23 protein-coding genes are annotated in these 26,281 nt (G+C 71.4%); 4 read left to right on the top strand and 19 right to left on the bottom strand.

Annotation, left to right across the window (positions count from 1 at the left end):
• Window positions 1-8 precede the first annotated feature (8 nt).
• The 7 genes from ACFY01_RS14815 to ACFY01_RS14785 are packed head-to-tail and all read right to left on the bottom strand — an operon-like array spanning window position 9 to window position 7,182.
• Window positions 9-1,052, bottom strand: a complete 1,044-nt coding sequence (locus ACFY01_RS14815) for a 2-hydroxyacid dehydrogenase (RefSeq protein WP_390736099.1) — start codon at window positions 1,050-1,052, stop codon at window positions 9-11.
• On the bottom strand, window positions 1,049-2,131 hold the full coding sequence (locus ACFY01_RS14810; protein ID WP_390736098.1) for an ABC transporter ATP-binding protein: 1,083 nt from the start codon (window positions 2,129-2,131) through the stop codon (window positions 1,049-1,051). The genes ACFY01_RS14815 and ACFY01_RS14810 overlap by 4 nt, the downstream gene beginning before the upstream one ends.
• Entirely contained in the window at window positions 2,109-2,936 is an 828-nt protein-coding gene (locus tag ACFY01_RS14805) for a DeoR/GlpR family DNA-binding transcription regulator (RefSeq protein ID WP_390736097.1), read from the bottom strand. Before ACFY01_RS14805 ends, ACFY01_RS14810 begins: the two co-directional genes overlap by 23 nt.
• Window positions 2,936-4,036: an ABC transporter ATP-binding protein gene (locus ACFY01_RS14800; RefSeq protein WP_390736096.1), complete on the bottom strand. Its 1,101-nt coding sequence runs from the start codon at window positions 4,034-4,036 to the stop codon at window positions 2,936-2,938. Before ACFY01_RS14800 ends, ACFY01_RS14805 begins: the two co-directional genes overlap by 1 nt.
• The gene (locus ACFY01_RS14795; protein ID WP_390736095.1) at window positions 4,033-4,863 is read right to left on the bottom strand and encodes a carbohydrate ABC transporter permease; all 831 of its coding nucleotides are present in this window, start codon (window positions 4,861-4,863) and stop codon (window positions 4,033-4,035) included. The genes ACFY01_RS14800 and ACFY01_RS14795 overlap by 4 nt, the downstream gene beginning before the upstream one ends.
• On the bottom strand, window positions 4,860-5,741 hold the full coding sequence (locus ACFY01_RS14790) for a carbohydrate ABC transporter permease (protein WP_390736094.1): 882 nt from the start codon (window positions 5,739-5,741) through the stop codon (window positions 4,860-4,862). Before ACFY01_RS14790 ends, ACFY01_RS14795 begins: the two co-directional genes overlap by 4 nt.
• 7 nt (window positions 5,742-5,748) lie before the next feature.
• The gene (locus tag ACFY01_RS14785; protein ID WP_390736093.1) at window positions 5,749-7,182 is read right to left on the bottom strand and encodes an ABC transporter substrate-binding protein; all 1,434 of its coding nucleotides are present in this window, start codon (window positions 7,180-7,182) and stop codon (window positions 5,749-5,751) included.
• Between the two features lie 164 nt (window positions 7,183-7,346).
• Between ACFY01_RS14785 and ACFY01_RS14780 the strand changes: the two genes are divergently transcribed.
• Together ACFY01_RS14780 and ACFY01_RS14775 are read left to right on the top strand one after the other, a co-directional pair.
• Window positions 7,347-8,795, top strand: coding sequence for an FGGY-family carbohydrate kinase (locus ACFY01_RS14780; protein WP_390736092.1), 1,449 nt, complete (start codon window positions 7,347-7,349; stop codon window positions 8,793-8,795).
• Window positions 8,792-9,403 carry a histidine phosphatase family protein gene (locus ACFY01_RS14775; protein WP_390736091.1) on the top strand — a complete coding sequence of 204 codons (612 nt, stop codon included), beginning with the start codon at window positions 8,792-8,794 and terminating at the stop codon, window positions 9,401-9,403. Before ACFY01_RS14780 ends, ACFY01_RS14775 begins: the two co-directional genes overlap by 4 nt.
• 1 nt (window position 9,404) lies before the next feature.
• Here the strand turns inward: ACFY01_RS14775 and ACFY01_RS14770 are convergent, their stop codons facing one another.
• From ACFY01_RS14770 to ACFY01_RS14720, 11 genes are all read right to left on the bottom strand, one after another.
• Window positions 9,405-10,043 carry a response regulator gene (locus ACFY01_RS14770; RefSeq protein WP_390736090.1) on the bottom strand — a complete coding sequence of 213 codons (639 nt, stop codon included), beginning with the start codon at window positions 10,041-10,043 and terminating at the stop codon, window positions 9,405-9,407.
• Window positions 10,040-11,233 carry a sensor histidine kinase gene (locus ACFY01_RS14765; RefSeq protein WP_390736089.1) on the bottom strand — a complete coding sequence of 398 codons (1,194 nt, stop codon included), beginning with the start codon at window positions 11,231-11,233 and terminating at the stop codon, window positions 10,040-10,042. Before ACFY01_RS14765 ends, ACFY01_RS14770 begins: the two co-directional genes overlap by 4 nt.
• Before the next feature lie 5 nt (window positions 11,234-11,238).
• Window positions 11,239-13,419, bottom strand: coding sequence for an MMPL family transporter (locus ACFY01_RS14760; protein WP_390736088.1), 2,181 nt, complete (start codon window positions 13,417-13,419; stop codon window positions 11,239-11,241).
• Between the two features lie 192 nt (window positions 13,420-13,611).
• Window positions 13,612-14,259, bottom strand: coding sequence for a superoxide dismutase (locus ACFY01_RS14755; protein ID WP_390736087.1), 648 nt, complete (start codon window positions 14,257-14,259; stop codon window positions 13,612-13,614).
• 103 nt (window positions 14,260-14,362) lie between these two features.
• Complete coding sequence (locus tag ACFY01_RS14750) at window positions 14,363-15,739, bottom strand: amino acid permease (protein ID WP_390736086.1); 1,377 nt, start codon at window positions 15,737-15,739, stop codon at window positions 14,363-14,365.
• A 120-nt stretch (window positions 15,740-15,859) separates the two neighbouring features.
• The gene (locus ACFY01_RS14745; RefSeq protein ID WP_390736085.1) at window positions 15,860-16,762 is read right to left on the bottom strand and encodes a TauD/TfdA dioxygenase family protein; all 903 of its coding nucleotides are present in this window, start codon (window positions 16,760-16,762) and stop codon (window positions 15,860-15,862) included.
• 29 nt (window positions 16,763-16,791) lie between these two features.
• Window positions 16,792-18,126 (bottom strand): LLM class flavin-dependent oxidoreductase, encoded by a 1,335-nt coding sequence (locus tag ACFY01_RS14740; protein WP_390736084.1) that lies wholly within the window; start codon window positions 18,124-18,126, stop codon window positions 16,792-16,794.
• A 135-nt stretch (window positions 18,127-18,261) separates the two neighbouring features.
• Window positions 18,262-18,996, bottom strand: coding sequence for an ABC transporter ATP-binding protein (locus ACFY01_RS14735; protein ID WP_390736083.1), 735 nt, complete (start codon window positions 18,994-18,996; stop codon window positions 18,262-18,264).
• The gene (locus tag ACFY01_RS14730; RefSeq protein WP_390736082.1) at window positions 18,972-19,814 is read right to left on the bottom strand and encodes an ABC transporter permease; all 843 of its coding nucleotides are present in this window, start codon (window positions 19,812-19,814) and stop codon (window positions 18,972-18,974) included. Before ACFY01_RS14730 ends, ACFY01_RS14735 begins: the two co-directional genes overlap by 25 nt.
• A gap of 5 nt (window positions 19,815-19,819) precedes the next feature.
• Complete coding sequence (locus tag ACFY01_RS14725; RefSeq protein WP_390736081.1) at window positions 19,820-20,887, bottom strand: ABC transporter substrate-binding protein; 1,068 nt, start codon at window positions 20,885-20,887, stop codon at window positions 19,820-19,822.
• Window positions 20,888-21,091: 204 nt separating this feature from the next.
• Window positions 21,092-22,291 carry an ROK family protein gene (locus ACFY01_RS14720; protein WP_390736080.1) on the bottom strand — a complete coding sequence of 400 codons (1,200 nt, stop codon included), beginning with the start codon at window positions 22,289-22,291 and terminating at the stop codon, window positions 21,092-21,094.
• Window positions 22,292-22,721: 430 nt separating this feature from the next.
• Between ACFY01_RS14720 and ACFY01_RS14715 the strand changes: the two genes are divergently transcribed.
• On the top strand, window positions 22,722-23,300 hold the full coding sequence (locus ACFY01_RS14715; RefSeq protein WP_390736079.1) for a biotin transporter BioY: 579 nt from the start codon (window positions 22,722-22,724) through the stop codon (window positions 23,298-23,300).
• Window positions 23,301-23,386: 86 nt separating this feature from the next.
• Here ACFY01_RS14715 and ACFY01_RS14710 read toward each other — a convergent pair whose 3' ends face one another.
• A complete protein-coding gene (locus ACFY01_RS14710) occupies window positions 23,387-24,100 on the bottom strand; it encodes an LPXTG cell wall anchor domain-containing protein (RefSeq protein WP_390736078.1) in 714 nt (237 codons plus the stop codon).
• A gap of 270 nt (window positions 24,101-24,370) precedes the next feature.
• Here ACFY01_RS14710 and ACFY01_RS14705 point away from each other — a divergent pair, with 270 nt between their 5' ends.
• A complete protein-coding gene (locus ACFY01_RS14705) occupies window positions 24,371-26,245 on the top strand; it encodes a serine/threonine-protein kinase (protein WP_390736225.1) in 1,875 nt (624 codons plus the stop codon).
• Window positions 26,246-26,281 lie beyond the last annotated feature (36 nt).

Genomic DNA, 26,281 nt, shown 5'->3' with positions numbered 1-26,281 from the left:
TACGGCCATCAAGTCAGACAGTGAGCCAGCGGCTCCCCGCGCACCCAGCGCCCCACCTCCGCCGCCGCGATCCGCGCGGCCTTCTGAGCCACCGCCCGGCTGGCCCCGCCCAGGTGCGGGGTCAGGACGACCCGCTCAACCAGCCCCGTCGACCCCGTCAGCCGCGCGTCGTGCGGCAGCGGCTCCACCGCGTACGTGTCGAGGGCCGCCGCCGACAGCCGCCCGCTCTCCAGCGCGTCGCACAGCGCGTCCTCGTCGAGGAGCGGGCCGCGCGCCGCGTTCACCACCACCGCGCCGGGCGGCAGCAGCGCCAGCTCGCGGGCGCCGATCAGCCCGCGCGTCTCGTCGGTGAGCCGGGCGTGCAGGGTGATCACCCGGGAGCGGCGCAGCAGCTCGTCCAGGGAGGCCAGCCGCAGGCCGTGGACCTCCCCGCGGACGTACGGGTCGTACACCATCACCCGCGCCCCGAAGGCGCACAGCACCCGCGCGACCCGGCTGCCCACCGCCCCGTACCCGACCAGGCCGACGGGCAGGTCCTCCAGCTCCAGGCCGCTGTGCTCGTACGTGTAGTAGGCGGCCCCGGCCCAGCTGCCCTGCCGGGCGAGCAGGTCGTGGGCCTGCGGGATGCGGCGCAGGGCGGCGAGCAGCAGGCCGACGGTGAACTCGGCGGTGGCGGCGGCGTTGCGGCCGGGCGCGAAGCACACCCGGACGTCGTGCGCCCCGGCCGCGTCCAGGTTGACGTTGACCGGGCCGCCCCGGCAGACGACGACCAGCCGCAGCCGGGGGCAGGCGTCGAGGACGCGCGCGGTGACGGGGCCCATCTGGGTCACCAGCACCTCGGCGTCCGTGAGCGCGTCGATCAGCTCGTCCTCGGCGTCACTCGCCTCGCTCACCTCGGCGACCGGGCCGAAGGGCTCCAGGGGCCAGCCGAGGGTCAGTTCCCGGACGTCGCACGGTCCTTTCAGCTCGTCGGTGAGCGCCTGCGTGATGAGCGACGGCAGGACGAAGCGGTCGCCGGCGGCCACGACACGCACACTGCGGGCGGAGGTCATCGCAGGGAGTCTCCTGTCTCGGCGTCGAAGACATGGGTGAGTCCGGGCGTCACCCGGACCTGGTCGTCGTGCGCGAGGCGCACCTCGGGGCCGGTGAGGACGACGAGGGGGCGTTCCACCCCGTCGAGGCGGAGGGTGGCGATCCCCGACTCCAGGAGCGGTTCGTGGGCCACCACCCGGGCGGGGATTCCGTCCGACCCCGTCAGCTCCAGGTCCTCGGGACGGATCCCGACCACCACCGCGCGCCCCTCGGCCACCGGTACCGGCAGCGCGATCCGCACGGTGGCCGAGAGGCGGGCGTGGCCGTCGGCCGTGGCGATGCCGGGCAGCAGGTTGATCGCGGGTTCGCCGACGAAGTCCGCGACGAAGGTGGTGGCCGGACTGTCGTAGATCTCGAACGGTGTGCCGAGCTGCTGGATCACGCCGTCCTTCATCACCGCGATCCGGTCGGCGAGGGAGAGGGCCTCCTCCTGGTCGTGGGTGACCAGGATGGTGGTGTGGCCCAGGTCCCGCTGGATGCGCTTGAGTTCGCGGCGCGTGGTGTCGCGCTGGGCGGCGTCGAGGTGGGAGAGCGGCTCGTCGAGGAGGAGCACGTCCGGCTCGCGGACCAGGGCGCGGGCCAGGGACACCCGCTGCTTCTGCCCGCTGGACAGGCCGGCCGGGCGGGCGTCGAGGATGCCGGTGAGGCCGACCCGCTCGGCGATCTCGGCGACCTTGCGGGTGACTTCCGCCGGGGAACCCCGGGCCGCCCGCCGGCGGGCCCGCAGCCCGAACGCCAGGTTCTCCGCCACCGTCAGCGGCGGATACAGCGCGTAGTTCTCGAACGCCACCCCGATGTTGCGTTCCTGCGCGGGCCGGCGCACCACGGACGCGCCCCCGACCAGGATGTCCCCGCCGGTCACCGTCTCCAGCCCGGCGATCATCCGCAGGGTCGTCGACTTGCCGCACCCGGACGGGCCGAGCAGCCCGAGCAGTTCGCCGGAACCGAGCCCCAGGTCGATGCCGCGCACGGCGTCCACCGCGGGCCGGCCCCGCGCCCGGTAGGTCTTGCGCAGTTCACGTAGCTCCAGTGCCGTCATGGCCGCCCTTCGTCACGCAGACCTCGTAACGGACCTTGTGCTCGTCCAGGTCCCGCAGCGCCTCCTGCGACGCCCCCTCGTCGACGAGGAGCAGGTCGAAGCGGGAGAGCGGGACGACCCGGTGCAGGGCGACCCGGCCGAGCTTGGTGTGGTCGATCAGCAGGACGTTCCGCGCGGCCGCGTCGAGCATCGCCCGCTTCACGGACACGATGTGCTGTTCCTGGTGGTAGGCGTAACCCCCGTGCACGGCCGACGTCGACGCGAAGCAGACGTCCACCCGCAGCTGCCCGACCGCCTCCACGCAGGACACCCCCAGGAACGACGAGTGCAGCGGGTCGTAGTCGCCGCCCAGCGCCATCAGGTGGATGCCCCGCTGGTCCGACAACAGGTTGATCGCCTCCAGGAAGTTGGTGACGACGGTGAGCGGGGTGATCTCGCCGAGCCGGAGTCGGCGGGCTATCTCCAGGGTGGAGGTGGAGTCGTCCAGCAGGATCGCCATACCGGGCTCTATGTGCTTCAGCGCCTGCTCGGCGACGGCGGCCTTCTCCGGCCGCATGGTCTTCAGCCGGTACTGCACGTTCGACTCGAAGACACCCGAGGGCTGCGCGGTCACCCCGCCCCTGAACTTCCGCACGATCCCCTGCCGTTCGAGCTCGTCGAGGTCCCGGTGGATGGTCATCAGGCTCACCCCGAAGCGTTCGGCGAGTTCGGCCGCGGTGGCCGAGCCGTCGGCCAGCACGAGTTCGGCCATGGCGGCCTGGCGGGCCGCGGGACCCTGCTGCTGGGGGCTGCTGTTGCTGCTCATCACGTGCTCTTCCCGATCCGTCGTCCTGGGCGCTCCGGCCGGTCGGCCTCGAACAGCAGCAGGTTCTCAGGCCGCACCCGCAGCCGCACCGGATCGTCGGGACGCAGCCGCGCCGCGTCACCGCGCGGGGCGACCAGCGACACGTGCCGCTCGCCCTCGCCTTTGCCTTTGCCGAGCCGGACGGTCACCTCGACGGACCGGCCCAGCACCTCGGTGACGTACACGGTGCCGGTGAGCTCATGGCCGTCGCCGCCCAGCGTGAGGTCGCGGGGACGCACGCCGACCAGGACCTCGGTCCCCGGGGCCGCCTTCGCCCCGACCGGCAGTTCGACCCCGCCGTCCGACCGCACCCCGTTCTCCGTCACCACCCCGGGCAGCAGGTTGATCCGGGGCCGCCCGAAGGCCCGCGCAACCTCGGTGTCGCACGGCCGGTACCAGATGTCCTCCCGGGTCCCCGTCTGCACGATCCGCCCGTCCCGGATGACCCCGATCCGGTCGCCGAGGGCCAGCGCCTCCACCGAGTCATGGGTGACGTACAGGGTGGTGGTGCGCCGCACCGCCCCGATCGCCTTCAGTTCGGCCCGCATCTGCTGGCGCAGCTTGGCGTCGAGGTGGGAGAGCGGCTCGTCGAGGAGGAAGGCGCGGGCGGGCCGGACCAGCACCCGGCCGAGGGCCACGCGCTGCCGCTGCCCGTTGGACAGCTGCCCCACCGACCGGTCCAGCAGGCCGCTGACGCCGAGGAGTTCCGCGATGGCGCCGACCCGGTCGCGGGCCTCGCCGGCGGGCAGCCGGTGCCGGGGTGAGCGCAGCGGGGAGACGAGGTTGTCGTACACCGAGCGGTGCGGGTAGAGGGCGTAACTCTCGAAGCACATGGCCACGCCCCGGTCGTACGGTTCGACTCCGCGCATGTCCTTGCCGTCGATCTCGACCGTGCCGGAATCGGGCTGTTCGAGACCGGCGACGGTCTTCAGGGTCGTGGTCTTTCCCGCCCCGGAGGGACCGAGGAGGCAGAAGAACTCCCCTTCCTCGACGTCCAGTTCGAGGCCGTCGAGGGCGGTGGTACGCCCGTAGGACTTGTGGACGCCGTGCAGCCCGATCATGACTTCACCGCCCCGAAGGACAGCCCCCGCACCAGATACCGCTGGATGGTCAGGGCCAGCAGCAGCGGCGGTACGACGGAGACCAGCGCGGCGGCGGCCGTGAGGTTGTACTTGGGCCGGTCGCCGCCGAGGAAGGACAGCGCGCCCACGGTCACCGTCTGGGCCTCGTTGGAGGTGAGGATGAGCGGGAAGACGAAGTTGTTCCAGGCGAAGATGAACGCCAACAGCGACACGGCCGCGATCCCCGGCTTGACCAGGGGGAGGGCGACGCGGAAGAACGCCTGCTTGCGCGTGTAGCCGTCGAGCAGGGCCGCCTGCTCCAGCTCGGGCGTCAGATCGGCGAAGTACGACCGCATGATCCACACGATCAGCGGCAGGGTGACCAGTTGCAGCACCCACACCATGCCGACGTACGTGTCGAACAGCCCGAGCTTCTGGTACAGCACGAACAGCGGGATGATGACGGTCAGTTCGGGGGCGAACCGGAACGACAGCAGCGTGAACATCAGGTTCTCCGAGCCCTTGAACCGCCAGCGCGCCGAGGCGTACGCCGCCGGAAGGCCGACGACGAGCGACAGCGCGACCGCGCCCACCGACACCACCAGGCTGTTGACGAAGAACCGGACGAAGGGGATGCCCTCGCTGTCGCCGAGGACGGTCCGGTAGCCGTCCAGCGTCGGCGAGAAGGAGAAGTAGGTGCTGAAGAGCTGGTCCGCGGGCTTCAGGGAGAGGATCACCATCCAGGCGATCGGGAAGAGCGCGAAGACGAAGTAGAGGACGAGGGCGGCGTCCGCCAGCCAGCCCAACAGGCGTTTCCGGTACGTCATTTCGCCTCGGCCGCCTTCCGCTGGATCCGCCCCAGGTGCCGCACCAGCACCATCGCCGCCAGATACACCACGGCCCACAGCACGATCGTGTAGCTGATCCCGAAGGAGTACCGCTGGAAGCGGATCGCCTCCAGGTACGCCCTGATCTGGAGGACCACCGTCGAGTCGCCCGGCCCGCCCTCCGTCAGGGCGTAGATGATGTCGAACACCTTCAGCGAGTCCATGAACCGGAAGATCACCGCGACCAGCACGTACGGCCACAGCATCGGCAGGGTCAGCCGCCGGAAGGTGTACCACCAGCGGGCCCCGTCGACGGCCGCCGCCTCGAACGGGGAGACGGGCAGGGACCGCAGCCCGGCCAGGGCGAGGATCGCCACGAACGGGGTGTAGACCCACACGTCCACCGCGATGGACGACAGCAGCGCGCCGGTCGGGGTGTCCGTCCACTGCACTCCCCCCAGCCCGAAGGGCTTCAGCAGGTGGTTGACCACCCCCACCGACGGCTGGAGCATCAGCTTCCACATGATCGCCGCGATCACCGGGGCGATCATCAGGGGCAGGATCAGGATCTTCTCCAGGATCCGGCCGACGAGCGAGGACCGGTGCAGCAGCAGGGCGACCGTCACCCCGAGCACGGTCTCCACGGCGGCGGCGCCGACCGCGTACAGCACGGTCACCCAGGCCGAGTTCCAGAAGGCGTCCTGCGTGAAGACCGTCTCGTAGTTGTGGAGGCGGACCATGTCCGGCTGCGGCTTGCTCGCCGAGAAGTCGAACAGCGTGTAGTACAGCCCGAGTCCGAACGGGTAGAGGATCCCGCAGGTCAGCAGCAGCGCCGGGACGATCAGGAAGTACGGGCGGAGAGTGAGCCGCCAGCCCATCCGTGCCTCACCCCACCTTGGACTCGAGGTCGCCCGCCAGCCCGTCGAGCACGGATCCCGCGTCCTTGCCGCCGTAGATCTCCTGGAGGGCCGCCGCCCAGCTCGTGGTGGCGTCGAAGAACTGGGACTGCGGGGTGAACTGGATCTTCGTCTGGTCGACGACCGTCTCGAAGGTGTCGAGGAAGCCGGGCAGGTGCCGCATCTTGTCCTTGTAGGCGGCGTCCTGGCTGACCGACTTCCGAACGGGATCGATGTGGTTGTAGGTGATGGCGCCCTTGCGCAGGTGCTCCTTGCCCGTGGCCCACTGGAGGAACAGCCAACTGGCGCTCTTCTTCTTGCTCTTGGCGTTCATGCCGAGCGACCAGATCCACATGTTGGTGGCGAGGGAGCCGTCCGGGCCCTTCGGCCCGGGGTGAAAGGCGATCTTCCCGGAGGCGGGCGAGGCGCCCTTCACGGCCTGGAAGTAGGCGGCCGTGTCCGCGTCGAAGAGCATGCCCGCCTTCTTCGCGCCGAGATCGCTGGAGCACTGGTACCAGGTGTACGACGTCCACGAGGGCGGCCCGCCCTGCTTGACCATGCCCGCCCAGTCCCGGGTGAAGGCGACGGCCCGAGGGGTGTTCATGGCGGGGGTGAGCTTCCCGCCCTTCACCGTGAAGTCGTGCAGCCCGTCGCGGGCGTACATCGTCATGAACCCGGGGTGGATGGTGGCCCAGCTGCGCGAGCCGCGCACCGCGATCCCGTACATGCCGTCGAAGCCGGCGCCGGGCGCCTTCTTCTTGATGACCCCGGCGAGTTCGCGCAGCTCGTCGAAGGTCTCCGCGGGCTTCAGGCCCAGCTTTGCGAACACCTCGGTGTTGTAGGCGACGACGTTCGTCTCCCAGCCCCACGGCAGCGCGTACTGCCCGCCCCGCCCGAGCGGCGCGCCGGCCTTCAGGGACCACTGGTCGGCCTGGAGGAGGTTGGGGAAGAAGTCCGCCTGGTCCCATTCGGCTCCGGTGGCCGAGGAGTTGCGCATCCAGGGCCCGAGGTCCTCCAGCCAGCCCGGTGGCCCGTACTGCCACACCATGTAGGCGCCCAGCATGAAGACGTCGTACGAGGCACGCCCGCTGGAGAGGTCCACGGTGAGCTTGTCGAAGTAGTTGTCCTCGGGGAAGACGTCGTACTCCACCTTGATGCCGGTCTTCGCGGTGAAGGACTTCAGGTCGGCGATCAGGGCGTCCGTGTACGGGTGCTTGTTCAGCAGCGCCTTGACGGTGGTGTCCTTCTCCCGCCTCCAGTCGAAGGAGCCGGTGACGTCGTCCGCGGCCGAGCCGGCGCCCTTGTCGTCGTTCCCGCCGAAGCCCGCGCCGCAGGCCGTGAGCAGCGGGGCCGCGACGGTGGCGGCGGTGAGGCCTGAGGTGAGGGCGAGGAAGCGTCGGCGGTCGTGCGCGTGCCTGTCCATCCGTGACCTCCGTGGGGGTCGGGGCCGGTCGGGTTAACACGTCGAGTCGACTCGATAACAGAGGGTGTAACGGAGAAGGAAGCCCGTCAATCCCTCGTGCGGGGTGAAATCTCAGTGCAGAGTGGGAAGTTCACAGAACGGGTCGCGATGTGTGGGAGGACCGGATGGGCTCCGGGACCGAGGCATGGCTGGGGATCGACCTGGGGACGCAGGGCGTGCGCGCGTTGCTCGTGACGGCGGACGGCGCGGTCGCGGGCAGCGGCTCGGCCCCGCTGCGGCACGGGCGGCGCGCGGGGACGCGGCACGAGCAGGAGCCGGGGGAGTGGTGGGAGGCGCTGTGCGCCGCCGCCCGGCAGGCACTGCCGGGAGGGTGCCGGGTCGACGGGCTGGCGGTGTGCGGCACCTCCGGGACCGTGCTGCTGACGGACCCGGACGGGCAGCCGCTCGGGCCCGCGCTGATGTACGACGACGGGCGGGCCGGCGCGGAGGCGGCACGGCTGCGGGCAGCCGGGCTCGCGGTGCAGGACACCTGGGGGCTGCCGAAGGCGCGGTGGCTGCTCGCGAACGGGGAGTCAGGGAAGGTGGCCCACCAGCCCGACATCGTCACCGCACACCTCGTCGGCCACCCGGTCCCCACCGACTCCAGCCACGCCCTCAAAACGGCGTACGACCTCGGGCGCGACGCCTGGCCCGAGATCCCCGGCGTCCCGGCGGACGCGCTCCCCGCCGTCGTACGCCCCGGCACCCGCCTCGGCGAGGTCTGCCGGGCCGCCGCCAAGGCCACCGGCATCCCCGCCGGCACCCCGGTCATCGCGGGCATGACCGACGGGTGCGCGGCGCAGATCGCGTCCGGGGCGCTGCGCGAGGGGGCCTGGAACTCGGTGCTCGGGACGACGCTGGTGCTCAAGGGCGCCGCCGCCGAGCCGGTCCGTGACCCCGCCGGCGTGGTCTACAACCACCGGGCGCCGGACGGGGGCTGGCTGCCGGGCGGCGCCTCCAGTGTCGGCGCGGGGGTGTTGACCGCGCGGTTCCCGGGCGCCGACCCGGCCGCGCTGGACGCCCGTGCCGCCGCCTTCGAACCGTCGAACGCGGTCGCCTACCCGTTGGTCTCACCGGGTGAACGCTTCCCGTTCCGCTCCTCGGACGCCACCGCCGTGCTCCTCGGCGACCCGGTGTCGGACGCCGACCTGTGGGCGGCCCTGCTCCAAGGGGTCGCGATGACGGAACGCCTCTGCCTGGACTACCTCCACCACCTCGGCGCCCCCCTCGACGGCCCCCTCACCTTCACCGGCGGAGCCGCCCGCAGCGCCTACTGGAACCAGCTCCGCGCCGACATCCTGGGCCGCCCGGGCCGGGTGCCCGAGCAGACCGAACCCGCCCTCGGAATGGCCGCGCTGGCCGCGTACGGCATGGGTGCCGCGCCCACGCTCGCCGACGTCACCGACCGCATGGTCCGCGTCCGCACGGTCGTCGAACCCCGCCCGGGGCACACCGCCCGCTTCACCGAGCCGTACGCCCGCCTCGTCGACGAGCTCCAGTCACGGGGCTGGCTGCCCGGCCCGGTCGCCGCCCACGCACGCGCCCGCCTCGACCGGGATACTGCCGACTCATGACCACCACCCTCCTCCTGGCCCGGCACGGGCAGACCGTCTGGCACGCCGAGAACCGCTACGCCGGGGTGAGCGACATCGCCCTCACCGACACCGGCCGGGACCAGGCCGAGGCGCTCGGCCGGTGGACCGCCGCTCACCCGGTCGACGCGATCGTCACCTCCCCCCTCTCCCGGGCCGTCGCCACCGCCGACCCCGCCTGCCGCGCCCTCTCTCTCACCCCGCACCGCGAACCCGACCTGCGGGAATGCGACTTCGGGGTGCTGGAGGGCCGTACGCTGGCGGAGTTCGCGGCCGAGGATCCGACGGCGGCCGGCGCCTTCCGCGCCGACCCGGTGGCCCACCCCTTCCCGGACGCCGAGGACCCCCTCGCCGCCGCCGGCCGGGGCACGGCCGCCCTGCGCCGCGTCGCCGCCGCGCACCCCGGGGAACGCGTCCTCGTCGTCGCCCACAACACCCTGCTCCGGCTGGTGCTGTGCCGGCTGCTGTCCATCCCGCCGGCCGAGTACCGCAGGGTGTTCCCGCGCCTGGAGAACGCGGCGGTGAGCGAGGTCCGTATCGACGGGGAGACCGCTTCACTGCTGTCGCTGAACGTGCCCTGCGAGCCCTAGCTCAGGGCCGCCGCAGCAGCCCCCGCTCCATCGCCACCACCACCGCCCGCGTCCGGTCGTTGACGTCCAGCTTGGCGAACAGGCGCAGCAGGTGCGTCTTCACGGTGGCCTCGGAGATGACGAGGCGGCGGCCGATCTCGGCGTTGGTCAGCCCGTCGGCGACTGCGTTCAGGACGTCGGTCTCGCGGGCGGTCAGCGGCTCCTGCACCGGCCGCCGCAGCCGCGCGACCAGCTTCTCCGCCACGCGGGGCGCCAGGACCGTCTCCCCGCGTGCCGCCGCCCGGATCGCGTCGGCCAGCTGCTCGCGGGTGGTGTCCTTCAGTAGATAGCCAATGGCCCCGGCCTCCACGCCCCGCTCCACGTCGGCGTCGGTGTCGTACGTGGTCAGGATCAGCACCCGGGTGCGCGGATACCGGGCGACGATCTCGGTGGTCGTTGTCACCCCGTCCAGGACCGGCATGCGCAGGTCCACCAGCGCCACGTCGGGATCGTGCCGGGCGACCAGGTCGAGGGCCGCACGGCCGTCGCCCGCCTCACCGACGATCTCGATGCCCGCCTCGCCGTCGAGGAGCGCGATCACCCCTGCCCGCATCACCGTGTGGTCGTCCACCACGACGACTTTGAGCGTCCCGCCTTTCATACCGCCCCCTCGCCGTCCGTCGGGATCATCGCCAGGATCCTCGTCCCGTCCCCGACCGAGCTGGTGACCGTCAGCCGCCCGCCCAGCTCCGCCAGCCGCTTGCGCATCCCGTCCAGGCCGAAGCCCGTCGAGGCCTCCACCACGAACCCGGTGCCGTCGTCGGTGACCTCCAGCTCGACCCCGTACGACCGCCGGGCCAGCACCACGCCGACCGTGGAGGCGCGGGCGTGCTTGCGCACATTGGCCAGGGACTCCTGGGTGCAGCGCAGCAGGGCGATCCGGGTCTGCTGGTCGCAGTCGAGGTCGGCGAGCTCGGTGTCCACGGTGAGCCCGGTGTCCTCCGCGAACCGGTCCAGGATGCGGCGCAGCGTCTGCGCCACGGACCCGGCCGCGGCCCGCCCGCCGTGCTGCCCCGAGCCGACCAGTTCGCGTGCCTCGGCGAGGTTCTCGCGGGCCGTCGACTCGATGGAGCGCAGTTGCCGGACGGTGCGCTCGGGGTCGGTGGCGAGCCCGGACCGGGCGGCTTCGGCGAGGACCACGATGGACGCCAGGCCCTGCGCGAGCGTGTCGTGGATCTCGCGTGCCATCCGTTCCCGCTCGTCCGCGGCCCCCTGCCGCTGGTGCGCCTGAGACAGCTCGGCCTGGGTGCGCTCCAACTCGACGATCAGCCGGGCCCGTTCGGTGCTCTGCTCGACGACCGAGTGCGCCCACAGCCCGATCAGCACACCCACCGCGACCACGATCAGGGTGGACACGGCGGTCTCACCGATGAACTCCGCCGACCAGCCTTGCCGCACCCAGCTGCCCGCGAGCGTGCCGGCGGTGGCCAGTCCCAGGAACTCCATCGACGCCCGCCGGGTCCGCCCGAACATCCAGTAGTGCGGCAACGTCACCATGAACAGGGCCGCGTAGCTGGACCCCAGGTAGGCCAGGCCGCCGAGCGCGGCCACCAGCACCCCGAGGTAGCCGTGCGGACGCACGACGGGGTTGGCCGGGAAGCGGTGCAGCACCGCGAAGCTCACCGCCACACACGCCAGCAGCGCCAGCGCCGCGTAGGTGTCCCGGCCGGAACCGCCCAGTGCGGTGATCCCGACGGCCATCGCGGCGAACAGCACCCAGCACACCGCGTTCCAACGGCGCAGCGACACGGCCCAGAAGGCGTCGGTGGAGGGCTCGGCGAGAGCGGTCATGCCGATCAACGTACGTCGACCAGCGCGCCGTCGGGAGCGGGTTGAGTGCGCGAGGCCGATCGTGCCGGCCACCAACTGCGCTCGTCGAGCAGCAGCAGTGCCGCGGGCAGGATCAGGATCCGTACGACGAACGCGTCCAGCAGGACGGCCGCCGCCAGGACGAAGCCGATCTGCTTCATCTCGATGATGTGCAGGAAGACGAAGCTCACGAAGACCGTCGTCATGATCACGGCCGCGCTGGTCACCACGCTCGCCGAGCGGCGGATCCCGCCGAGCACCGCCTGCCGGGTCGGGGTGCCGGCGAGGACCGCCTCCCGGATCCGGCTCACCACGAACACCTGGTAGTCCATGGACAGCCCGAAGAGGATGACGAACAGGAACAGTGGCACGCGCGAGCCGATCGACCCGGTGGAGCGGAAGCCGAGCAGCCCCTCGGCCCAGGTGTGCTGGAAGACGAGAACGAGCAGACCGAGCGCCGCCGCCGCGGACAGCAGGTTGAGGGCGACGCCGATCAGGCCGAGGACGACGGAACGGAACGCGTACAGGGTCATCGCGAAGGTGACGAGCAGCAACGCACCGAGGACGAGGGGAAGTTTGCCGTTCTGGTGGTCCGGATAGTCGGTGTAGCGGGCGACGTCGCCGGTCACGCCGTACTCGGCGCCGGTGATCCGGCCGACGGTGGCGGGCAGGTAGGTGCGGCGCAGGCGGTCCAGGGAGCCATACGCCTGGGGGGAGTTGCCGAGGTAAGGCACCCGTAGTTCGAGGGTGCTGGTGCGGTGGTCGGCGGAGGTGCGGATCCGGGACGCGCCGGTGAACAGCGGGTCGCCGGCGGCGCGGCGGGCGAGGGCGCGCAGGGCCGCGGTGACGTCACCGGACCGCTGCGGAGTGGCCCGTACGACGACCTGGTGGGTGACCCGGTGCTCCGGGAACGCGGCGTTGAGACGGTCATACACGCGCATCGCGGGGATCTCCCGGGAGTGCGTGTCCCGGCTCATCTCGGTGATCTTCAGGCTGCCGAGCGGGGCGGCGAGAGCGAGCAGTGCCAGGACCGGGACGCACAGCGCGGCCAGCGGATGCCGGGCGGCGGGCCGCAGCAGGGTCGTCCAGAACCGGCCGCCGTCCTCACCGCGCGGCCGCCGTGCGGGTTTTCCGCGCCCCGCCCGCCTCAGTGCCCGGCGCTCGGCGCGCCTGCCGAGCAGGACCAGCAGCGCGGGCAGCGCCGTGAGGGAGCTGGCCACCGCGACCAGGACGACCACGACCGTGCCCGTGGCCAGCGAGGAGAAGATGACGTCCGAGGCCAGGTAGAGCGTGGCGGTGGAGGCGACGACCGCGAGCCCGGAGACCACGACCGCCCGCCCGGAGGTGGACGCCGCCAGCTCCACCAGGGTTTCGCTGCTCAACCGCCCGCCCGAGCAGACCCGTTCCTCCCGTTCCCGCTTGAGGTAGAACAGCGTGTAGTCGACGCCGACCGCCAGCCCGATCATCAGGATCACGTTCGTGCCGACCCCCGCGTCGGGCGAGACGTGCGAGGCGACCATCGCCAGCCCGACGGCCGCGGCGATCGACGACAGCGCGAGCAGCAGCGGTACGGCGGCCATGGTGAGCGACCCGAAGGCGACCAGCAGGGTGAGCAGGGTGACCGGCAGCGTGATCTTCTCGGAGAGGGCGAGGTCGTCGCCGCGCTGCTCGTCGACCCCTCTGCTGATGGAGGGACTTCCGGTCTCCTGGAGCAGCAGCCCGGGGTGGGCCCGCTGCACGGCCTGGGTCTGTGCGAGGAGGGCGCCGACCTTGTCCTTCGCGTCCCGTTCCTCGCCCTTGACGGACACCTCGACCATGAGGAGGCGGCCGTTCGGGGACCGTACCGGGGCGGCCACGGACGCGACCTCGGGCAGCCGCTTCATCCGCGCGGCGAGGTCCCGCGCGGCGGAGTCGGCCCGCTCGTCCAGGGCTCCCGAGCGCGCCGAGATCAGCACCTGCTCGGTGGACAGCCGCTCCAGGTGTCCCTCGGCCGCCATGGCCTCGGCCCGGCCCGCCTCGCCGACCCGGTAGTCCGCCGTGGTCGCCCCGTGCGTGCCGACGGCTCCGCCGACGCCCAGACACAGGGCCACGAACAGCAGCCAGCCGAGGACCGCCTTCCAAGGGTGCCGCGCACTCCAGCCCGCTATGCGCACAGTGGGTGTTCTCATGCCCCAAAGCCTTGCTGTGCAAGGTGGTTGGGGGACACGGGTACCCGGTTGAACCTGGCGTCCACCGATCGGTGGACCCGGAAGGAGGGGAAAGCCCCCGTGAGTCACGTCCTCACGGGGGTCTCTTTCTTTCCGCCCGCCGCCGTGAAGGGTGAGAAGACGATCACGAGGCGGGACGATCGGGTGGCGCCGTCAGGGCGTCAGGAGCAGGACGTCCGCGCGCGACTTGGCGGTCTCGTAACGGCCGGCCACATCCTGCCAGTTGACGACCTGCCACATGGCCTCGATGAAGTCGACCTTCTGGTTCTTGTACTGGAGGTAGAAGGCGTGCTCCCAGGCGTCGAAGACCAGGACCGGGACCGAGCCCTGGCCGACGTTGCCCTGGTGGTCGTAGACCTGCTCGACGATCAGGCGGCCGCTGAGCGGTTCGTACGCCAGCACGCCCCAGCCGGAGCCCTGGGTGGTGGCCGCGGCCTTGGAGAGCTGGGCCTTGAAGGCGGTGAAGGAGCCGAAGGACTCGGTGATCGCGTCCGCCAGCTCGCCCACGCCGTCCTGCGCCAGCGGCTCGCCGCCGCCGTCCTTCGGGCCCGTCATGTTCTGCCAGTAGATGCTGTGCAGGATGTGCCCGGACAGGTGGAAGGCCAGGTTCTTCTCCAGGCCGTTGACCGAGCCCCACGACTCCTTGTCCCGCGCCTCCGCCAACTGCTCCAGCGTGTCGTTGGCGCCCTTCACATAGGCCGCGTGGTGCTTGTCGTGGTGCAGCTCGATGATCTCGGGGCTGATCACGGGGGCGAGCGCGGAGTAGTCGTAGGGCAGGTCGGGCAGCGTGTAGACGGGCATGGCGGGTCCCCTCGAAAGCTTATTGCACATAGCTTGCAACTGCACGCTAGCAACAAAAAGCCCCCGCGGGTGTACCGCGGGGGCGTTTCGGGGCGGGAGGGGGTCAGGACTTGGCGCGTGTCCGCTGCCGGACGTAGCCGACCGCCGCCAGGAAGAGGGTCATACCGCCGGAGGAGTAGAGCTGCACCCGGGTGTCCGGCTCACGGGCCATCAGGACGAAAACCGCCGCCATGGCCGCCAGCGCCACCCAGGTCAGCACCGGGAACGCCCACATCCGGACGGCCAGGCGCTCCGGTGCCTCCCGCTCCACGCGGCGGCGCAGCAGCAGCTGGGAGACGGCGATGAAGATCCAGACGATCAGGATCACCGCGCCGATCATGTTCAGCAGCCAGGGGAAGACGTCGTCCGGGCGCCAGTAGCTCAGCAGTACGCAGACGAAGCCGAAGACGCAGGAGGTCAGCACGGCGACGCGCGGCACCCCGCCGGAGATCTTCGCCAGCACCTTCGGGCCCTGGCCGCGCTGGACGAGGGAGTAGGCGATGCGCGAGGAGCCGTAGATGTTGGCGTTCATGGCGGAGAGCAGGGCCACCAGGACGACCACGTTCATCAGCTGACCGGCGCCCGGGATGCCCAGGTGGTCCAGGGCGGCGACGTACGGGCCCTTCTCCACGACCGCCTTCGAGTTCCAGGGGACGAGGGTGACGACGACGGCCATCGAGCCGATGTAGAACAGCGCGATGCGCCACATGGCCGTGCGGACGGCGCTCGCCACACCCCGCACCGGGTTCTCCGACTCGGCCGCCGCGATGGTGACGGTCTCCAGGCCGCCGTACGCGAAGACGGAGGCGAGCAGGCCGATGACCAGGCCCTCGCCGCCGTTCGGGAGGAAGTCGGTGAGGTTCGCGGCGCCGGGGGAGTCCGTGCCGGGCAGCACGCCCGCGACGGCCAGCACGCCCAGGACCAGGAACAGGCTGATCGCACCGACCTTCAGCGCGGCGAACCAGAACTCGAACTCGCCGAAGTTCTTCACCGCGGCCAGGTTCGTGCCGCAGAACACCACCATGAACAGCGCCACCCACGCCCACTCGGGCGTGCCCGGCAGCCAGCCGCTGACGATGTGCGCGGCGCCGATGCCCTCCAGGCCGACCGCCGTGCACAGCAGCACCCAGAAGGACCAGCCCGCGGCGAAGCCCGCCCACGGGCCGATCGCCCGCTCGGCGTGCGCGGAGAAGGAGCCCGAGGAGGGGTACGCGGCCGACATCTCGCCGAGCATCCGCATCACCAGCATCACCAGCAGGCCGGAGAGGGTGTAGGCGACCACGATCGACGGTCCGGCGGCGGCGATGCCCGCGCCGGAGCCGACGAACAGGCCCGCGCCGATCACGCCGCCGAGGGCGATCATCGACAGGTGGCGCTGCTTGAGACCGTGGGAGAGGGAGGCGTCCGACTCCGGCGGAGCCTTGACGTTGGTGCTGGGCATGGCGCGGCTCGTCCAGTGCAATAGATGGGCAAAAACGCCCACAGTGTGGGCGGCCCCTCCGTTCGCGCGAAGGAGCCGCCCACCATCCGGACGCCCGCCGCACGGGCGGTGAACGGACGGTTACGCGGCGACCGGGGTGAGTACGGGCGTGTAGTGCGAGGCGTCGCCCTCGATCGAGTAGCTCTCCTTGCCCTCGATACCGACCGGGACGTCACCGGCGACGGTCACCCGGTGCAGCCGGCGCGGCTGCCCGTCGTAGTTGTCGATGGCGTAGTGCTGGGTGATCCGGTTGTCGAAGAGGACCAGCTGGTTCGGCGACCAGCGCCAGCGCAGCACGTTCTCCGGCCGGGTGACGTACGCCTGGAGCAGGTCGAGGATCTTGCGGGACTCGCCGGTCGACAGGCCGACGATCCGTTGCGCGAACCCGCCGATGAAGAGCCCGCGCTCGCCGGTCAGTGGGTGGACGCGGACCACCGGGTGGGCGGTGCGGTACTTGATCGAGGTGAACTGGGCGCGCTGGGCGGCCCTCTCCTCGTCCACCTCCTCGTCCGGCACCGCGTAGTCGTAGTCGTTGGTGTGCTCCGCCCACAGGGTGTCGGCCAGCCGGCGCAGCGGCTCGGGCAGGTCGCGGTAGGCGGCGGCCGAGCTGGCGATCAGGGTCTCGCCGCCGTACGGCGGGACCGTGATGGAGCGCAGGGTGCTGGCCTGCGGTGGGTTGAGGACGAAGGTGACGTCGGTGTGCCAGTGGTTGGCGCGGCCCCGCTCGCTGTCCACGGGCAGCACGTTCGGGGCGCCCTCGACCGCGCCGACCGTCGGGTGGGCCGTGGTCAGGTCGCCGAAGTGGCGGGCGAAGGCCTGCTGGCCGGCGTCGTCGAGGTGCACGTCGTCGAAGACCAGCGCCTTGTGGACGTTGAGCGCTTCACGGATCGCGGCGACCTCCTCCAGGGCGAGCGGGCCGGAGAGGTCGACGCCGGAGACCTGCGCGCCGATGTTGGCGGTGACCTTGGTGATCTCGATGGACATGGGGGTTCCCTTCGGGTGCGTCAGGTGGGTCAGGCGAACGCGGGTGTCAGGTACTGGTTGGCGGGGCGCGGGAGGCCGTAGCGCTCCCGCAGGGTCCGGCGGGGGCCGTACTCGGCGCGGAGCAGGCCTCTGGCGCGCAGGACCGGGACGACGTGCTCGACGAACGCCTCCAGGCCGGAGGGCAGCACGGCCGGCATGATGTTGAATCCGTCGGCGGCGCCCTGGGTGAACCAGCTCTCGATCTGGCCCGCGACCTGCTCGGGCGTACCGGCGAAGGTGAGGTGCCCGCGCCCGCCGCCGAGCCGCCCGATGAGCTGCCGGACGGTGAGCCGCTCGCGCCGGGCCAGCTCCACCACGAGCGTGTAGCGGCTCTTGGCGCCCTCGATGGCGGACTCGGGAGGCAGATCGGCGGGCAGCGGCTCGTCCAGCTCCAGGGTGCCCGGCTCCAGTTGCAGCAGGCTCTCCAGGCGGGCCACGCCGTGGTCGTACACGATGTGGTCCTCCAGGACCCGCTCGTTCGCCCGCGCCTCCGCCTCGGTCGACCCGAGTACGGGGACGATGCCGGGCAGCACCTTGATGTGCTCGGGGTCCCTGCCGGCCCGCGCGGTACGGGACTTCAGGTCGGCGTAGAAGGCCCGCGCGTCCTCGATGGTCTGCTGGGCGGTGAACACCGCCTCCGCGTACCGGGCGGCGAAGGCCTTGCCGTCCTCGCTCGACCCCGCCTGCACGAGGACGGGGTAACCCTGAGGGGAGCGGGGGACGTTGAGGGCGCCCTCGACACTGAAGTACGTGCCCTTGTGCCGGGGCGGGTGGATCTTGGTGTCGTCGCCCCAGACCCCGGCCGCCTTGTCACCGAGGATCGCGTCGTCCTCCCAGCTGTCCCAGAGCTTGAGGGCCACGTCGAGGAACTCGGCGGCCCGGGCGTACCGCTCGGCGTGCGCGGGCTCGGCGTCGAGGCCGAAGTTGCGGGCGGCCTCGGCGCCGGCGGTGGTGACGATGTTCCAGCCCGCCCGGCCGCCGCTGATGATGTCCAGCGAGGCGAACTTGCGGGCCAGGTTGTAGGGGGAGTTGTAGGAGGTGGAGGCGGTGGCGATCAGCCCGATGTGCTCGGTGGCCGTCGCCAGCGCCGTGAGCAGCGTGAGCGGTTCCAGGGCGCCGGCCGGGCGCTGGGCCAGGTTGCCCCACAGTTGGGGGCCGTCGGCGAGGAACAGCGAGTCGAAGGTGCCGCGTTCGGCGATCCGGGCCAGCCGGACGTAGTGGTCCAGTTCCACGTGGGCGTACGGATCGCTCTCCGGGAGCCGCCAGGACGCCTCGTGGTGGCCGGTGTTCATCAGGAACGCGTTGAGGTGGAGTTGCCGGGGCATGGGTGTCCTTTGCTGCGGACAGGTAGGGGAGGACTTGCGAGCGCCGGTCGGCATCGTTCAGCCCGTCCGGCGCTTGAGGACGAGGCCCGTTCAGGGCCGAAGCGGGGGTCTGGGGGCGGCAGCCCCCAGGGACGGTCAGCCGGCGTCTTCGGTCACGCCCAGCGCGGCCAGCAACCGCTCGCGGTATTCGCCGAGCACCGGTTGCCGGTAGGAGCGCGGGTGCGGGTGCTCGATGGTCAGGTCCAGGCCGATGCGGCCCCGCTCCAGGACGAGGACCCGGTCGGCGAGCACGATCGCCTCGTCCACGTCGTGGGTGACCAGCAGCACGGAGGGCTGGTGGCGCTTCCACAGCTCGCGCAGCAGGTTGTGCATCTTGATCCGGGTGAGTGCGTCAAGGGCGCCGAACGGCTCGTCGGCCAACAGGAGTTCGGGCTCGCGGACCAGGGAGCGGGCGAGGGCCGCGCGCTGGGCCTCGCCGCCGGACAGCTCGCCGGGCCAGGCCCGTTCGCGGCCCCCCAGCCCCACCTCTTCGAGGGCGGCCCGGCCGCGTTCCTCGGCGTCCTTGCCGTCGGTGCCCAGGAGTACGTTGTCCAGGACCCGGCGCCACGGCAGCAGCCGTGAGTCCTGGAAGACCACGGACACCCGCTCGGGCGCGGTGAGCTGTCCGCTGCCCTCGACGCCGTGGTCCAGGCCCGCGACCGCCCGCAGCAGCGTCGACTTGCCCGAGCCGCTGTGCCCGAGCAGGGCGGTGAACTGCCCGGCGGGCAGGTCGAGGTCGATGCCGTCGAGGACCGTGCGGCCGGCGAAGGACCGGGTCAGGCCGCGCAGTTGGACGGCGGGTCGGGTCAGCTGCTCAGTGTGCGTCGCCATGACAGCACCCTCCGTTCGACGATACGGACTACGCTGTCGGAGACCAGGCCGAAGGCGCCGTAGATCAGCAGGCCGACGAGGATGACGTCGCTCTGACCGTAGTTCTGGGCCTGGAACATCATGTAGCCGAGACCGCTGGTGGCGTTGATCTGCTCCAGTACCACCAGGCCGAGCCAGGAGCCGGTGACGCCGAGCCGGAGTCCCACGAAGAATCCGGGCAGCGCCCCGGGGATGACGACCTGCCGGATGAACGCGAGCCTCGACAGGCCCTGCACCTCGGCGAGTTCGACGAACCGGCTGTCGATGCCGGAGAGCGCGGAATGCGTGTTGAGGTAGATCGGTATGTAGACGACGATCGCGATGATGGCGATCTTGAAGGTTTCGCCGATGCCCAGCCAGAGGATGAACAGCGGGATCAGACCGAGGGTCGGGATCGCCCGGTTGAGCTGCACGGTCCCGTCGATCAGGGCTTCCCCGACCCGGCTGAGTCCCGACGCGAGCGCGAGGACGACACCAGCGGTCAGGCCGATCGCGAAGCCGTACCCGGCCCGGCGCAGGGAGGTCAGCACGTCGGTGGGGAGAGTGCCGTCCGTCCACAGGTGACCGGCGGTCTTCACGACCGTCCAGGGGGCCGGGATCGCGCCGGGGTCGAGGGCTCCGGCGGCGGAGGCGGCCGCCCAGAGGGCGACGAGGACGGCGGGGCCGATCAGCCGGACGGCGGGGAGGGGTTTGCCGGGGGCGAGCCGGCGGCGCCTGCGTACCCGGTGGACCTCGTCCCCGGCGGAGGGGACGGTGGTCTCGTTCACTGCGGTGGTCACGGCGCTCACCTCCGGTACTCCGCCGGTACGGCCTTGGCGGCGATGGACTCGAAGCGATGGTCGAACAGCGTGGAGACGTCGAACTTCTTCACGAAGCCGCCCTCGGCGAGCAGGTCGGCGGTCTGCTGCTCCCACTTGATCGCCTCGTCCCAGCTGGGCGGGAACAGCGGCTTGTTGGCGAGGTCGGTGATCGACTTGGCCTGGGCGAGGGTCAGGTTCTGTGTCTTGACGTAGAACTCCTCGTCCCAGACGTCCGGGTGCTCGTACTGCCACACCTGGCCCTTGGCCCACTGCGGGATGTACGCGGCGATCGCGGCCGCCTTCGCGGGGTCGTTCAGCACGGACTGCGGTGCCCACAGCAGGTTGAGCAGGTCGACGACGTCGGTCTTGACGACGTGGGCCCCCTTCCCCCCGTACTGCTTGAGGTAGGCCGGTGCCTGGCTGTTGGCGAGCGGGGCGATGTCCACCTGGCCGGACTGGAGTGCGGTGAGGAACTGGTTGCTGGTCAGCGGGACCAGCTTCACGTCGTCGTACTTCAGGCCCGCCTTCTTCAGCGCCCGCAGCAGCACCACGCCCTGGGCCTGGCCCTGCGAGAAGGCGAGCTGCTTGCCCTTGAAGTCCTCGACCGTGCGGATGTCGCTGCCGGGCTTGGTGGCGAAGACGTAGTTGGGCTTGCGGGTGATGTTGATCGCCACGATCTTCGCGTCGAAACCCTGGTAGTGCGCCTGGATCGGCGGGATGCCCGCGTTGTTGGCGAGGTCCAGCGACTTGGCGCGGAAGGCGTTGATGATGTCCGGACCGGCGCCCAGGTTCACCCAGCTCGACACCGTGAACGGCAGCTTGGGCAGCTTCGCCAGCTTGAACTGCAGCTGCTGGACGTTCTGGTACGAGGCGATCTTCAGGCTGGTGCCCACCGGGACCTTGTCGGCGAGCGGCTTGGTGGAGGCACCCTCGGTGTCGGCCGCGGCGCTGTTGCCCGCGCAGCCGCTCAGACCGGCGGCCGCCGCCGTGGCGCCCAGCAGAGAGGTGAGAAACAGCCGGCGGTCAAAGCCGGAAACGGGCGGAGAAGACATGGGAGTGCTCCCTGAGTTGTTATGCGCAGGCAGATGGGAAAACATGCGGAATTCCAGGCAGCAGAAGGCCGGGGAAGGGGAATTCACGCAGGGGAGATACGCGCTTCACGGCGCGTCAACACGTCAGCAACAAAGGGTGCGACAGGTCATGACCAGGATGTTCCCGGTCATGAGCGCCCCCTGTCAACATTCGGAGTTTCTGAATTAACTACCGTCAGGTGACGCGCCCAGCGGATCCCGATAGAGCACATCGAGAACCACGGATCCGCCTGCCACGGCCAGCACGCTGTCGGAAAAACTCGTCGCGAAAACATCCCCGGCACGATCCGGCCCGACCGCCCCGCGCAACGCGTTCAGGCAGTCATCACGGCGCATGACACCCACCTCGGTCACCACCACCGTCTCCGGGTTGAGCACGTCCAGCAGCAGCCGCGCCGCCCGCCCGATCATCGTGGCCCGCTCCACGAGCAGCCGCACGGCCACCGCGTCCCCGGCGGCCGCCGCGGCGACCACGTGCATCGGGTTCGTCCCGTCGACGACCCCGGCCTCCCGGGCCCGCCGGCACAACGTCCGCTCGCTCAACTCGACCTGGAGGCAGCCGGTGCGCCCGCACGCGCAGGGCTCGGTGCCGCCCGGCACCGGCAGATGGGTGATCGCGCCCGCCTGCGATCGCGGCCCGTAGTGCACCGCGTCATGGGTGGCGAAAGCCGCGTCGACCACATTGCCGACGAACAAGTGGAGCACGCTCGCGCTGCCCCGCGCCCGCCCGAACAGCCGCTCCCCGTTGACCAACGCCCGCGCGTGCCCGTCGACATGGACGGGCAGCCCGGTGCGCGCGCCGAGCACCTCCCGCACGGGCACGTCCCGCCAGCCCAGCAGCGGGTGCTCCACGATGGTCCCGGAGTCCCGGTCCACCCAGCCCCCGGTGGCCACCCCGACCCCCAGGGGTCTGGCACCCGGCGTCCCGGCGAGCAGTGCCGCCAGCCCGTCGGCTGCCCGCGCCAGCACCCGGCCGGGTTCGGAGTGTTCGTGTTTCGACTCCCGGCGGGCCAGCACCCGCCCGCGCAGGTCCAGCAGGGCGACCGTGGTGTACGGCACGGCGATGTGCACGCCGCCGACCACGAACCGCGAGTCGTCCAGGTCGACGGGCACATGGGGCCGGCCGACCCCGTTCGACCGGCGGGGCGCGGCGGCCTCGCGGATCAGCCCGAGTTCGGTGAAGCGGGCGCAGTAGTCGGTCACGGAGGCCGGGGACAACCCGGTCAGCCGGGCGATGGTGCTGCGGGCCACCGGTCCGTGCTCCAGCACGGACCGCAGCACGACGCTGGCACTGGTGCGCCGGCGGTCGCTGTCGGCGGCGCGTGGAACGGGGGAGGCAAGGGTTGATGCCGCGGTGCGGGGCATGGGAAACCGTCCTTAAGGAACGGGGCTGACACGTCTCGGGATCGAGGCGCGCCGAGTCCGCTCCGCCCGCCTCACATCGGACGGCGACAGGTGGCCGTGCCCTGGCGTCGCAGGTCGACATAGCGACGCGACGTGAAGTACCGGGCCTGGGCAACCATGCCTGGAAGGGTAGGGCAGGAACGGTGAATCCGACCAGCCCACTAGGATTCGTTTGGTGAATCCCCACAGTCCGCGCGGCGGCCCGGAAGTGAGCGAAACACCCCTGCCTCAGTGACCGGTGTCACGCCGTACCCGGTGTAACCGGCACTCTTTGTCAGGACCCCACCAAGCCCGCGTTCCACCCTTTGTCGAGCGCTGACGGTGATCGGCTCGAGGACACCGGTATAGCGTCACGGTGTTCCCACCTGCCCACACCTCTCGCGGAGTCCCCATGAGCACCGCCACCGCCACCGCTCGCCCCGGCGCAGTCCTCGCCGACCTCCTGCCCGCGTCGCGCGTCCGCGACGCCGCGCTCGTGCTGGGCGGTGCCGCGCTCACCGGCCTCGCGGCCCAGTTGTCCGTCCCGGTGCCCGGTTCCCCGGTGCCGGTGACCGGCCAGACCTTCGCCGCCCTGCTGGTCGGCACCACCCTCGGCGCGCGCCGCGGCTTCCTCTCCCTCGCGCTCTACGCGCTCGCGGGCGTGGCCGGCGTGCCCTGGTTCGCCGACGGCACCTCCGGCTCCGGCGCGGTGTCCTTCGGCTACGTCATCGGCATGCTGCTCGCCTCCGCGCTCGTCGGCGCGCTGGCCCGCCGCGGCGCCGACCGCAACGTCTGGCGCATGGCCGGCACGATGATCCTCGGCGAGGCCGTGATCTACGCCGTCGGCGTGCCCTACCTCGCCTACGCCGCCGGCATCTCGGCGTCCGCCGCGATCGCCGCCGGCCTCACCCCCTTCCTGCTCGGCGACGCCCTGAAGGCCGCCCTGGCGATGGGCCTGCTGCCCACCGCCTGGAAGCTCGTCAAGCGCTGAGACCGCGGAGACCGTACGGCACGGGGCGGCCGCACCACCCGACGGATTCCGTCAGGTGATGCGGCCGTTCGCGTGCTGCTTCCGGCTCAGCCCTGCGGTCGGCGCCGCGCCCACCACATCCCCGCCGCGCCGGCCGCGATCAGAGCGCCGCCGGCCGCGCCGAGCGGCAGGACGTCACGGCCCGCCCCGGTCTTGGGCAGCTGGTCGCCGGCTGGGCCCACCGGCTTGTTGTCGGTGCCGAGCAGCAGCGGGGTCGCCGGTGCGTTCGGCGACGGGTTGGTCGTCCCGAACGGCACCGGTCCCTGCTGCCAGAAGGTCTTCTTCCCGTCGGCGGTCTGCACCGGCAGACAGATCTTCCCCGCCTTGCCAAGGTCGTACGTGGCGTCGACCGCGTACGACTTCGACTTCCCGGCGGCGAGCGAGCCGACCGGGCAGCTGAAAGCGCTGTTCGAACCTTTCGGCAGGTCCTTTTTCGCGAGCGCGGAGCAGCCCTCGACGCCGTTGACCTTCAGGCCGTCGAAACCGACCACCAAAAGCCTGATGTCTGCGCTGTCCTTGCTTCCGTCGTTCTTCACCGTGGCGGTGATCGCCGTCTTTCGCGAGCTGTTGTCGACGGAGATCCGCGACGGCAGCGTGGTGCTGAGCTTCACACCCGCCGGCGCCTCGTCAACGGCCTTTCCCCCCTTACCGCTCGGCGGTCCCTGATCGTCCGCGACGGCCGAGCAGGGAAGGAGCAGCACGGCCGAAAAAGATGCCGTGAGCAGCGATCCCGTGATGGCCGCCATCCGACGAGAACTCATGTTCGTCCCCCTTGCAACCCCCTGGACTGCGCCTGAATTCGCAGTACTTGAAGAGGTACCACAAGATTTCTCCGCACTATGCTGGTACGGCACGAAGTGTGACCATTGTGTTTCAGCTGGGGCGGTCGTTGAGGGGGGTGCAGCGGATTGCCGGGAAATACGGGAAATACGGGGAACGCGGGTGACACGGGGAATGCGGGGAGCGGTGGTGCCCCCGGGTTATTGGTGACGGGGCGTTATCGGCTGGTCGAGAGCATCGGCCAGGGGGGAATGGGGCGGGTGTGGCGGGCCGCCGACGAAATACTCGACCGGCAGGTCGCGGTCAAGGAAATGCGGATCGACGGACTCGACGCGGAGGACGCCCGCACCCGCCGCGAACGCACGCTGCGCGAGGCGCGGGCCACGGCCCGGATCGACCACCCCAACGTCGTACGCGTCTACGACGTCGTCGACGAGGGTGAACGCCTCTGGATCGTCATGGAGTTGATCGCCGGACGCTCGCTGGAACAGATCATGGTGGCCGAGGGGCCGCTCGGCCCGCCCGAGGCGGCGCGGATCGGGCTCGGGCTGGTGGCGGCGCTGCGCCAGGTGCACGCCGGGGGCGTGCTGCACCGGGACATCAAACCGGGGAACGTCCTGGTCGAGGCCGCCGGAAACCGGGTCGTCCTGACCGACTTCGGCATCGCGGCCATCCAGGACGCCAAGGCGCTCACCATGGTCGGCATGCTGGTCGGCTCGCCCGACTACATGGCGCCCGAGCGTATCTCCGGCCGCCGTCAGGGACCGCCCTCCGACGTGTGGTCCCTGGGCGCCACCCTCTGCGCGGCCCTGGCCGGCCGCTCCCCCTTCTCCCGCGACACGACCCTCGCCACACTGCACGCCGTCCTCTACGAGGAACCCGAACTGCCGCCCGAAGCCGGCCCGTTGCGCGACATCCTGGCCGCCCTCCTGGAAAAGGAGCCCTCGACCAGGCCGGAACTGGCCGAGATCGAGGCGGCCCTGCGCCCGGTGGCCTCCTCGGACCCGGCACCGACACCGACGTTCCAGGTGAGGGAGGGGCTCGGGGCATCCGGGGGCGAGGTCCACAGAGAGCGGCCCACACTGGCGTTCCTGGCGGTGGCGGGGTCGCCCCCGGCCCGGGACCCCCGGGTGCCGGAACCGGAGACGGTCCCCGAGCCCGAGCCCGAGCCCGAGCCCGACCCCGAACCCGAACCCGAACCCGAACCGGTGCGGGATGCGGTGCCGTCGAGCGAAGAGACCCTGCCGCAGGCCGAGCCCGCTCCCGCGGCCGAGCCAGGTCCCGCGGCCGAGCCAGGTCCCGCGGCCGAGCCAGGTCCCGCGGCCGAGCCCGCTCCCGCGGCCGAGCCCGCTCCCGCGACCGAGTCCGCCCTCGGCGCAGTACCGTCCGAGGCGGAGACCCAGTGCCGTCCGCTCGTCGGTCCACGGGGCCCAGAAGGCCCGCACGGCACCCGTACCGCGGGCCGGCCTCCCGGTGAACGACCCGTGACCACCCCGGGCCACCACCGCACCGCGTTGCTCGCCGCCCTCGGCGCGGTGGCCGCCGCCGCGGTGGCGGGAATCCTGCTCGCCGTATCACCCGGCGGATCGGACGGCGGCGGTGCGCGGGCGAACCCCTCGCCCGTCACCTCAGCCTCAGCCGCTACCACCAGCGCCCCGAGCAGCCCGTCGCCCACGGTGGAGGGCACCTCCAGGCCGCAGAGCCTGCCGCCGGGCGCGCACCGGGAGGCGGGCGGATACGCCTGGCGGACACCGGACGGCTGGCGGCGGGACGTGAAGACCGGCGCCGAGGTGCACTACACCTCGCCCGATGGCCGTCAGGAGCTGGTCGCCAAGTCCTCCCTGGCCCAGGGCGACCTCATGGACACCTGGCGCGCCTCGGAGCGCGACGCCCGGCAGGGCCAGGGGTACGCCAAGATCCGCCTGGCGCGGACGACCTTCCACGGCCACCCGGCGGTGGTCTGGGAGTACACCTTCACGCTCAAGGGCGTCGCCTGGCACGCCCGACTGCTCGGCTTCGACGCGAACGGCAAGTCGTACCAGGTCAACACCTGGTACCAGCCGGAGATCGAGGCTCAGGCGCTGAAGACGTACGACGAGGTCGAGCAGAGCTTCACGGTGCTGTGAACGGCGAAGGGGAGGAGCCCTGACGGACTCCTCCCC

Origin of the sequence: Streptomyces sp. NPDC001480, assembly GCF_042894725.1 — a bacterium.
Taxonomy (GTDB): Bacteria; Actinomycetota; Actinomycetes; order Streptomycetales; family Streptomycetaceae; genus Streptomyces.
The sequence above is the reverse complement of the archived record's forward strand: the minus strand, read 5'-3'. Positions and strand labels throughout refer to the sequence as shown.